This window comes from Streptomyces sp. NPDC006529, from assembly GCF_040611795.1.
In the GTDB taxonomy this organism is placed as follows: Bacteria; Actinomycetota; Actinomycetes; order Streptomycetales; family Streptomycetaceae; genus Streptomyces.
Genome location: NZ_JBEXPB010000088.1, coordinates 1 through 9,591, shown reverse-complemented (window position 1 = coordinate 9,591; position 9,591 = coordinate 1). Strand labels below are relative to the sequence as shown.

8 protein-coding genes are annotated in these 9,591 nt (G+C 69.1%); 3 read left to right on the top strand and 5 right to left on the bottom strand.

Annotation, left to right across the window (positions count from 1 at the left end; all coding sequences use genetic code 11):
- The first annotated feature begins 1,091 nt into the window (after positions 1–1,091).
- Both ABZY31_RS30795 and ABZY31_RS30790 read left to right on the top strand, forming a co-directional pair.
- Complete coding sequence (locus tag ABZY31_RS30795; protein ID WP_356416918.1) at positions 1,092–1,808, top strand: hypothetical protein; 717 nt, start codon at positions 1,092–1,094, stop codon at positions 1,806–1,808.
- Positions 1,805–2,278, top strand: a complete 474-nt coding sequence (locus ABZY31_RS30790; RefSeq protein ID WP_356416916.1) for a MarR family transcriptional regulator — start codon at positions 1,805–1,807, stop codon at positions 2,276–2,278. Before ABZY31_RS30795 ends, ABZY31_RS30790 begins: the two co-directional genes overlap by 4 nt.
- Positions 2,279–2,584: 306 nt before the next feature.
- Here ABZY31_RS30790 and ABZY31_RS30785 read toward each other — a convergent pair whose 3' ends face one another.
- The gene (locus ABZY31_RS30785) at positions 2,585–3,442 is read right to left on the bottom strand and encodes an alpha/beta hydrolase (RefSeq protein ID WP_356416914.1); all 858 of its coding nucleotides are present in this window, start codon (positions 3,440–3,442) and stop codon (positions 2,585–2,587) included.
- Between the two features lie 62 nt (positions 3,443–3,504).
- On the opposite strand from ABZY31_RS30785, the gene ABZY31_RS30780 reads away from it, so the two are divergent.
- On the top strand, positions 3,505–4,107 hold the full coding sequence (locus ABZY31_RS30780; protein ID WP_356416912.1) for a TetR/AcrR family transcriptional regulator: 603 nt from the start codon (positions 3,505–3,507) through the stop codon (positions 4,105–4,107).
- Here ABZY31_RS30780 and ABZY31_RS30775 read toward each other — a convergent pair.
- The 4 genes from ABZY31_RS30775 to ABZY31_RS30760 all read right to left on the bottom strand — a co-directional run bounded on the left by ABZY31_RS30775 (position 4,086) and on the right by ABZY31_RS30760 (position 9,375).
- The gene (locus ABZY31_RS30775) at positions 4,086–4,646 is read right to left on the bottom strand and encodes a helix-turn-helix transcriptional regulator (RefSeq protein WP_356416910.1); all 561 of its coding nucleotides are present in this window, start codon (positions 4,644–4,646) and stop codon (positions 4,086–4,088) included. The genes ABZY31_RS30780 and ABZY31_RS30775 overlap by 22 nt on opposite strands.
- Positions 4,647–4,652: 6 nt before the next feature.
- Complete coding sequence (locus ABZY31_RS30770) at positions 4,653–7,016, bottom strand: helix-turn-helix domain-containing protein (protein ID WP_356416908.1); 2,364 nt, start codon at positions 7,014–7,016, stop codon at positions 4,653–4,655.
- 116 nt (positions 7,017–7,132) lie between these two features.
- Complete coding sequence (locus ABZY31_RS30765) at positions 7,133–8,077, bottom strand: ParB/RepB/Spo0J family partition protein (RefSeq protein WP_356416906.1); 945 nt, start codon at positions 8,075–8,077, stop codon at positions 7,133–7,135.
- On the bottom strand, positions 8,074–9,375 hold the full coding sequence (locus ABZY31_RS30760) for a ParA family protein (protein WP_356416904.1): 1,302 nt from the start codon (positions 9,373–9,375) through the stop codon (positions 8,074–8,076). Before ABZY31_RS30760 ends, ABZY31_RS30765 begins: the two co-directional genes overlap by 4 nt.
- Positions 9,376–9,591 lie beyond the last annotated feature (216 nt).

The following is a 9,591-nucleotide window of genomic DNA, read 5'->3' as shown; positions in this document are numbered from 1 at the left end:
ACAACCCGTACGGCCTGCTGCACTACGACGGCGAACCGTCGCGGGCGCTGTGCGCCGACGACCCGGCTCGACCGAGAAGCGAAGCCCCCTCGCTGCGCTCGGGGCCGGCGCTACGCGCTTAGGAAGGGACCGGCCTCGCTTCGCTCGACCGAGAAGGGAGGCCACCTCGCTGCGCTCGGTGGTCGGCCCGCTTCGCGGGCCAAGGACTGAGCCTTCGGCCCAGGGACCCCAGGCGCTCCGCACCTGGGAAGGGATCGACCTCGCTTCGTTCGGTCGACAAGCGAAGGCCCCTTGCTGCGCTCGGGGCCGGTCCGCTTCGCGGATCAAGGGCCTGGCCTTTGGCCAGGGCAGACCTGAGCAGTGTGCTTGGGAAGCCGTGACCTTGGCTTCGCTCAACCCATGGGGGGATGGGGCCGATACGCCGAGGCAGTAGAGAGTACGTGTTGAGGTAGCGAGTTGAATGAAGATGAGCTGATCAGATGTGGTCGAGAATAGTTAGGACTGATATGACTGTTTGGCCAAGGGAGTTAACGCCGTTAACGCTGACTGAGCGTTTCTGATTCAAAACGGACTGTGGATAGAAATGGGAATCAGTCAGATTCGGGGCTGTTCTGGACAGCGTGTCCGGGAGCCTTGAAAGATCGACAACTCCTGAGTGCCCGTCAGAAACCACGGGGCAGAAGTGCCTTACAGACGGCGCTGAGTGCGCGCAGCGGGACGACCACGGGCCTATAGAGGGTACGGAGATGCGTCGCCGCAGGTCAGAGGGGGTGCGCGAGAAAAGATATGTCCCCTCAGGAGGGACATATCTCGGGCGTTGTGTCGCTGGTAGGGGGACACAACGCCTACAAAACGTCAGCGCGGCTGACGGTATTTGGCCCAAAACGTCGGGGAAACTGACGTTCTTGCGGAGATGTGTCGGCTAACTGCCGGGGGGAGGGGTGGGGTTCAGCCAGGGGGGCCCGAGGGGGCTCCGGAAGGTGCGTGGCCGAGATGTGTCCCCCCTGGGGGGACGTAAGACACGCCGAACGTCAACGAGCGTGACACTAGTGTCACCCTTGTTGACATACTGCTTTCCGCAGATCAACGAAGTGGAGAGCATCCTCGTGTCATCAGAGCCACAGCGCCGCCGGCCGAGTCCGTCGCGCGCGCCGCGTCCTGATCTGCCCGTTGATGACGCGATCTCGGCGTGGAGTCAGCCGCTGGCGCCCGTCAAGGATCTGGACAGCCTGGCCAAGCGCTACCCGAGCCGCAAGCTGACCCTGGACGGCGAGCGCAAGCCGCTGGAGTTCTACGGCACCCAGAGCCAGCCCAACGCGTTCTCGATGGACAGTCTCGAGTTCTTCCTGGTGATCGCGCAGTACTTCCGGGAAGCCCTGCCGTTGCGCCTCATCCTGCTGCTCATCGCGTGTCAGCGAGCGGGGGGGCGGATTCCGCTGACCCAGGAGGAGATGGCTACGATCCTGGATGTCAGTCGGACAAAGACGTCGGAGGCGCTCCACACGGTGATGTCTCATGGGATCGTCTTCAAGGTGAGGCGGGGTGTGTATCAGTTCAACCCGCCCTACAGTTACCGAGTAGCCGAGTTCATCCCGGGTACGGAGACGACGGGTGAGTTTGTGAAGGTGGAGCAGTCCAGCACCATCTCGCAGATTCGCAGTGACACGAGCTTGCCGGATCTGGTGCGGTTCCCGTCGCTGGACCACATGCGGCAGGCGATCGAGGAACTGCGGGCCGAACGGGCCAAAGAGCGCGCTGCGCGTCGGCTTAGCCGAGGACAGCGCAAGGAAGAAGGGACAGCTCAGTGAGCACCTTGCGATTCGCCGCGGTCAACGCCGACGGGCTTCTCTCTGACCTGGACCTCCCGCCCGCGGCCTACCGGGTGCTGCTGAAGCTGCGTTCGCTGAGTGAGCCCGGCGGACGGATCCTCATCGACCAGGCTTCCATCGCAGGGATGCTGGACCTGAGTCGGCCGAGCGTGAACGCCGCGCTGCGGAGCCTGGAGCTGGCGCGGCTGGTGCGCAAGGTCCGCAACGGCGTCTACCAGATCAATCCGATGCTGGCCGGATACAACTCGTTCGAGGACGCTGTCGCGGCAGTGAACGAGATGCCGATGGACGAGCGACTGGACGCGCGGGGGTACGTCGACAGCTACCACCGTGCGGTGGCGGAGTATCAGGACCAGCTCGCTGAGCAGCGGAAGAAGCGGGCCGCGCAGACGGCCGCGAAGAAGGCCGTCGAGGCGAAGCGGAGGCGGACCTTGCACGCCGTGGGGTGATGCCCGGGGGACGTCGGCCGTTGATGAGGCGCTACGGAGTGGCTGAAGCCGCTCGGTGGCGCCTCTCGGCTTTGTGGGGCGTGGGTGGCTATCTGGCCACTACGGGTGAGAGAAAGAGGCTCAGAAGGGCCGTGGAGGGGCTTGACGGGGCGTCTGGATGGGGCTCTGTGGGCTGTGGTGACCTGTTGACAGGTTCCGTGGGGGCTCGGTGACAGCCTCCGAGGGCACCCGGCCCTTTTGCCCCCGGAGGTTTCCACGGCGCCGATGAGCCGAAGCGCGGTGGTTGTCACGTCTGCCGCCCCGCGTTCAGGAGACCCTTCGGACCGGTTCTGCTCCGGTTTGGGTCAGGAAGTCGGTGAGTACTTGGACGAGTCGTTCGGGTTGGTCTTCGGGGACGAGGGTGGACGAGTCGGCGATCTCGACCAGTTGGCCCTGGGGGTACAGCTCGGCCAGCCGGGGGCCGTGTTCACGTGGCATCAAGCGGTCCTCGGTCGCCCAGACGACCAGTACCGGGCGGTCGAAGTCACGCAGTCGATCGCTCCAGGCGAGCAGGGTTCTGCGTCCGGGTGCTCCGGTGGCGAATTTGGCGAAGTCCCTGCGGATGGCCCTGTTGCGGGTGGCGGGCGCGAACCAGTCGTCCATGATCTCGTCGGGCACTCCGCGCAGGCTCATCCCGCCGTATCCGCCCCGGCTGTGGCGGAAGGCGGGAACGCGCATGAGCCGCGTCAGCAGCCAGACGGCGCCGGGAATCCTGCAGACCTGTGCCATGGCCTTGGCCGGCCCGGGGGGAAAGTTGTCGAATGCCTCGCAGGCCACCAGCACCAGGCGGGCGATGCGCTGGTCCTGCCCTTCCGACACCAGGAACTGACCGCCGCCCCAGTCATTGAGGACGAGGGTCACCCGGTCCAGACCGAGCGCCTCGATGAACTCGCCCAGGAGCAGGGCAACACCGCGCTGGGACAGATCGGCATCCGGCTTCATCGGCTGACGGTGACCGCCCAGGGGCAGCGTGGGCAGGACGCAGCGGTACCCGTCCAGCAAGGGGACCACCTTGCGCCACTGGGTCTCGTTCATGGGTAAACCGTGGGCGAGGACCAGTACGGGCCCTTCACCACCGGTGTCCTGGTAGTCGATCGGTCCGGACGACAACTCGATCCTCGGCATGCCAGCCCCTCACTTGATAGATCGTTCTACTGTAATCTTGCGGGGAAAGGGGGTGGAGGGCAATGGGAGAGCCGAACACGCGAGCCAGAGTTCAGCGGGCCGCCGCGGTGCTGTTCCGCCGACACGGTTACTCGGCCACCGGCCTGAAGCGGATCGCGGCGGAGGCGGACGCACCGTTCGGCTCGATCTACCACTTCTTCCCCGGGGGCAAGCAAGAGCTGGCCGAGGACATGATCCGCGTGTCGGGAACCGAGTACGGCCGGATGGTCCTGGCGCTGCTGGACAGCGTGCCCGATCCGGTGGAGTCCCTCGTGCGCGCCTTCGATGCTGCTGCAGATGACCTTGCTGCGGCCGACTACGCCGACGCGTGCCCGATCGGGACGGTGGCCCTGGAGGTCGCGAGCAGCAATGAGGTGTTGCGCACCGCGACGGCGGAGGTTTTCGAGGAGTGGGTCGCCGCGGCGGCACAGTGGTTCGGCCGTCGGGTGACCGAGCCGAGTACGGCGCGGTCCCTCGCGTACTCGATGATCATGATGTTGGAGGGTGCCTTCATGCTCAGCCGGGCTGCCCGGGATCCGGAACCGCTGCGGGTGGCCGGTCGATCGATGGCCGCCTTGTTGCGCACAGTCTTGGACGCGGCGGGTCAGAAGTCGAAGTCGATGTAGTCGATGTCGGTGAAGTCGACCAGGAGGCCGGGGGCGCGGGAGCCCTGGTCGCGGAAGTAGACGTCCTGGAGGCCCTGGGCGGTGATGTGGCGGAGTTCGGCTTCGGTGGCGCCGGATTCCTGGGCCGCGAAGAGGCGGGCGGCGTACTCCGGGGGGAGGTGCTGGGTGATGCGGCGCATGCGGCCGTCGTCGGTGGTGCCGGGGGCGGCGGTGAAGCCGAAGCGGGCGCGGGTCTCCACGACGAGGCCGGTGGACTTGGCCGCTTTCGCCCGGGCGCGCTTGCGGACCAGGGGCTGCCAGCTCTTGCGGACCTCGGCTTCCAGGCGGGCCGCCAGTTCGGGGCGGGGAGTCTTGATCTGGCCCTTGAGGTAGCGCTCGACGGTGCGGGGGGAGATGCCGAGACGCTGTGCGACCGCTTTGGTCGAGTTCTTTTCGGTTTTGAGCAGGAACCTCATGCGGGCCTGGGGGGACTTCGGGATCGGTCGTGTGAAGTTGTGTTCGTCCGCTTGCGCGAGGCTGTCTTCGATGTTGCTTGACATGTCTCTTTATTCTCCGTCGGACGCGGCGTCGTGGCCCTTGATGTGGCGGGCGGGGTTGTGGCCCTCGTCGAGGAGGCCGACGGCCCAGAGGAGCGGTTGGGTGCCCTCGTGCTTGACCATCCCGGGGCTGACGCCGAGGCGGAAGCCGCCCGGCACGGGCTTGCCGTCGGGGGTGCGGGGGAGGAAGTCCAGGGGGCTGGGGCCGTTCGACAGGTACACCGCGCAGTCGGAGAGGACCGCGATGGGGTAGAGGTCGGCGGCGGTGGCGAGCTTCAGCATCTTGCGGTGCATGTTCACCCGGGCCGCGGAGATCACGGCGGCGCGGATGTCGGGGCGCCAGGTGGGGCGTTCCAGGGCGGGCCAGGATTCGCCCGGGCGGTAGCCGGCGCCCTGGGGGCGTTCGCGGAGTTTGCCGATGCCGCCCTTGACGGTGGCCTTGATGGCGGAGAGGACCGCGGCCAGGGCGGGATCCTTCTGCTTGTGGAGCGACATGGCGTGGAGAAAGGCCTCGTCGGTGCCGCCGGAGGTGACGCCGAGGTCGGCCATCGTGGCCATGTAGGCGTCGCGCAGGCGGCTGTACCAGGCGTCGAGGTACGCGCCGTTGTCCGGGCGGAGCCACGCTTCGGTGGGCGCGACGGCGTGGCCCAGCTCCTGCGCGTAGGCCAGGGTCGGGGTCGCGTACCAGGCCGGGCCGGTGGGGGGCTTGCCGTGGGGGGTGAAGGGGCTCGGCAGGCGGGGGTCCAGGGAGAGGCCCGAGAGGTCGGCGAGCCAGCAGCCGGGGATCTTCGGGTCGAAGCGGGGGGCCGCAGTGTGGACCGCCGGGCCGAGGCCGACGGTGAGGCGGTTCGCGGCCGCGGCGAAGGCCATGTTGACGTCGATGCCGACCGCGTGGGTGCGGGCGCATTCGGCGTCGGTGAGGAGCTCGGGGTCACGGATCCAGTCGTACGCCTCTTCGTCGAGGACCTGGTCCGGGGTGCGCTGGTGGGCCCGGGGGTAGAGGGCGGCGACGACCGGGTGTTCGTCGGGGGCCTCCGGCGGCGCCGGGTCGACGGGACGGGTGAGGGAACCGGGGACGGGGGCCGACTCCCAGACGTTGGTCTCGGGGTTGCGGACGGCGCGGGTCGGCGGGCGCAGGGCCGTCATGAGTTCCAGGCCGGTGACGGCGGTGGAACCGCGGGGCGTCAGGACGCGGGTGGCGTAGGTGGTGAGGAGCAGGGCGAGTTCGGGGGCCGGGAGGTCCGCGGTGCCCTCGCCCCAGGCGCGGGGGTCGAGCGCGGCCCAGGGGAGCACGGCGAGCTGGACGCACTGGCGGCCGGTGGTGGGGGAGGCCGGGCGGTAGACGCGGGCCCAGGGGCCGAAGCCGCGGCGGGTCAGCTGCCACTTGCTCTTGGCGAGCTGCCGGACCACGGGGTGGTCGTCGGGGAGCCGGAGGCCGCGGCGGTCTTCGAGGGTGAGGGGGAGGCCGAGGGCTTCGGTTGCCTCGGCGGTGAGCACGAGGAGGGGGTCGCCGTCCTTGCCGTTGCGGTGGAGGCGGGGGGAGCGGAGGCCGGCTTCTTCGCTGAGGGCCCAGGTGATGAGGGCGGGGAGATCCGTGGCGGCCTTGGGGGGGAGGCTGAGGATGAGGCCGCCGGTGGTGTGGGCCTGGGCGTTGCCGTCCAGGACGGCCAGGGGGGTGTAAGGGGCGTGGGACGGGGAGGTGGGGGAGGAGGGCGAAAGGGTGCGGCGGGGGGTGGCTCGGGGTGCGGCCGGGGTGGCGGGGGGCTGGGGGTGAGCGGCCGGGGCTTGGGGTGGGGTGGGTTCGGCGTTAACGGCGTTAACGCCGTCGACGGGTGGCGCGGCCGGGGCGGGGTGGGGGGCCGGAGCGTTAACGGCGTTAACGCTGGGCGGGATGGGGGATCCCGGCTCGGTGGGGGGAGTGGCCGGTGCCGGGGTGTTAACGGCGTTAATGGTGGGCGCTGGGGTGGCCGGTGCCTCGGTGGGGGGAATTGCCGGGGCGGGGGTGTTAACGGCGTTAACGGTTGGCGGGGTCGAGGCCGGGTGGGGGGCCGGGGTGTTAACGGCGTTAACGGTCGGCGGGGTGGTGGCGGGGGCGTTAACGGCGTTAATGCGGTGCGGGTGGAGGGTGGCCAGGCCGTCGAGGAGGCGGGTGTAGGCCGCGCGCTTCGGGGGGCGGGGTTCCGTACGGCCCGTTTCCCAGGAGGTCACCGTTTCGCGGCGGACGGACAGGGCCTTGGCGATCTGGTCCTGGCTGAGGCCCGCGGCTTCGCGCAGGCGCTTGCGTTCGTCGGGGTGCGGGAGCGCGTCCTGGGCGGCGGCTTCCTCCAGCAGGGCGTCGACCGCTGCGAAGAGGCTTTCTTGTTCGTCGGGCATGTACCTACCTCCGTAGCGGATCTTAGTCCAGTCGCACGTTTGAACGCACACGAAACGCACGCGGGGGCGTTAACGGCGTTAATGCCGTCAGCGCCCCCGGGAGTGTGCCGCCCGCGTCAGATGCGTGTCATGAGGAGTTCGGTGACGGCCTTGAGCTCGTCCGGGGTGAGGTGGGCGGTCAGGGCGTCGGCGATGGTTTCCGGGGATTCCGTCGTGATGGTGATGCGGTGGGCGGCGGGTGCGGGGGCGGGGGTCGGGGCTGGGGTTTCGGGGCGGGGTGTGGTCGTCGGGGCGTTAACGGCGTTAACGCCGTTAACGGTGGGCGGGGTCGGACGGGTGCGCTGGCGCGGAGGGTTAACGGCGTTAATGGTCTCCTCCGCCGCGGCGGCCTGGGACTCCTGGGGGAGGCGGCCGATCCGGCGGGCCGGTTCCACCTTGAGCTCGCCCGTGTCGACCTTCTCCTGGAGGGTCGGGGTGAGGTTCAGGAGGGTGAGGCGCTGGGAGACCCATGCGGGCGTCTTGCCGAGGCGCTTGGCCACCTGGGCCTGGGAGCCGTGGACGTCGACCAGTTCCTGGAGGGCGCGGGCCTGGTCCATCGGGGCCACGTCGACGCGGTGGACGTTGGCGATGAGAGCCGATTCCAGGATGTCCGCGGCCGAGGTCGAGAGGGCGTCGTTGACGTGGATGTGCATCGTCTTGAGGCCCGCGAGCTGAGCGGCGGCGAGTCGGCGATTGCCGTCGATGACGACGTACGGGGCCCGGCCCAGGCCGTCGGTCTGGCCCGGGTGGGCCTCCATGAAGGCCATGCGGGTGGCGACGGCGAGGGGTTGGAGCTGGCCCCGGGAAATCAGGGACTGGGCGAGCTCGTCGATTTCCGTGAGGTCCTCGCGGAGGTTGAACGGGTTGTGGGCGAGGGCTTCGATCGGCACCTCGGACGGGGGGACCACTCCGGAGGTGGGCGCTCCGGTGGCTTCGGCGATGGCCGCGCGCCGGGAGCTGACCCCGACGGGCTGGGCGCGGGCGAAGGACGCCGAGACCCCGAGTTTGTCGGCCTTGCTCATGAGATCTCCCTGGCGAGTGCGCGGAAGGCGATGGCCTGGTCGCCCTTGGGCGCGTAGACGAACAGCGGTTGCTTCACGCGGACGGCCTCACGCTGTTCCTTGAGGTCCGGGACGATGGCGACGACGCGCGGATCCTTTATGTCCATCCAGGCCTGCAGCGAGGAGGTCGCGATGTAGCCGCGCCGGCCGTCGTAGAGGTTCACGACGAGGCCGAGGTAGTCGATGTCCAGACTGAGGTCGTCGCGGAGGTCGTTGATCTGGGAGGTGAGCAGATCGTAGGCGTCCGCGGAGGAGTCCTCGGCCTGGACGACGATCAGCGCGCCCGAGGCGCCGGGCTGTTCCGCGTCGCGGCGGCGGCCGTAGTAGATGGCCGCGTCCATGCTGAGGCCGAGGCTCGGGGGGCAGTCCACGAGGATCACGTCGTAGTCGGACTCGACGGGGGCGAGGGCGCGTTCGAGGGCGGCCTCGCGGGCGCGGACGGTGGAGAGGCGGACGTCCAGGAGGAAGGCGTCGGTGCAGGCGGGGAGGATGTGCAGCCGGTCGCCGAAGCGGTCGTCCGCGATGGGGACGATGAGGTCCGCGAGGGGGCCCTTGGCTTCACTGGCCATGTGGCAGGTGAGGCTGTCGCCGCCGATGGGGAGCGGCTGTTGGCCGAGCTGCTTGGTGAGGTGGCCTTGGGGGTCGAAGTCTACGAGCAGGACGCGCATGCCGAGGCCCGGGAGGTCCTCCAGGTCGAACGGGTTCGTGGGGGAGTGGGGGAGGGGCGCGTCGGCCGGTGCCTGTGCCGCGTGCGGCTCGGTGGTGTGCAGGGGCTCTTCCGCCGCGAGGCGGGCCAGTTGGCGGGCGATGCGGACCGGGTGGAGGCTCGCCGGGTCCTCGGCGAGGGCTTCGGCGGTACCGGCGGTGATGGCGGTCTTGCCGACTCCGCCCTTCTGGTTGCACACGATGATGCGGCGGACCACGGAGGGACGCTTGACGGTGGGGGCCGGGTTCATCTCCAGCCACAGCCCGACGGATTGGGCGAGTCCCTGGATGAGGGAGACACCGCGGTCCTTGGCGGTCGAGCGGAACGACTCCCACTGGCCGGCGGGCAGCCAGGTGGAGAACGATTCGGCGCCGGAGGTGTCGACGGGGGAGGGGGCGGAAGCGAGGGCGCTCCAGTGGGAGATGCCTTGGTGGACGGCGTCCTGGATGTCCACCCGCAGCTGTGCCGTGCGGATTTTCAACTCCTGGCGCAGCCACGGAGGCAGCTTGGAGACGACCTTCTCTCGGTCGTTCTGAGACGAGGGCGAAGTCATGAGAGGGACTTTACTAACGTTCAGGGGGTGATGTGGGCGCCACGCTTGAGTTTTGCTAACGGAAGGGGCGGGAGCGCGGTACGAGACCGGTTTCGGGCAGGGCGGTGCCCTGGCGGGGAGGGGGGCCTCCTGAGCCGGGACGGTCGGGCGCGGTGGCGGGGAACGCGACAGGGCGGTCTCGTACACGCCGTGGCGAGCACCCCCGTGGTTCGCCAC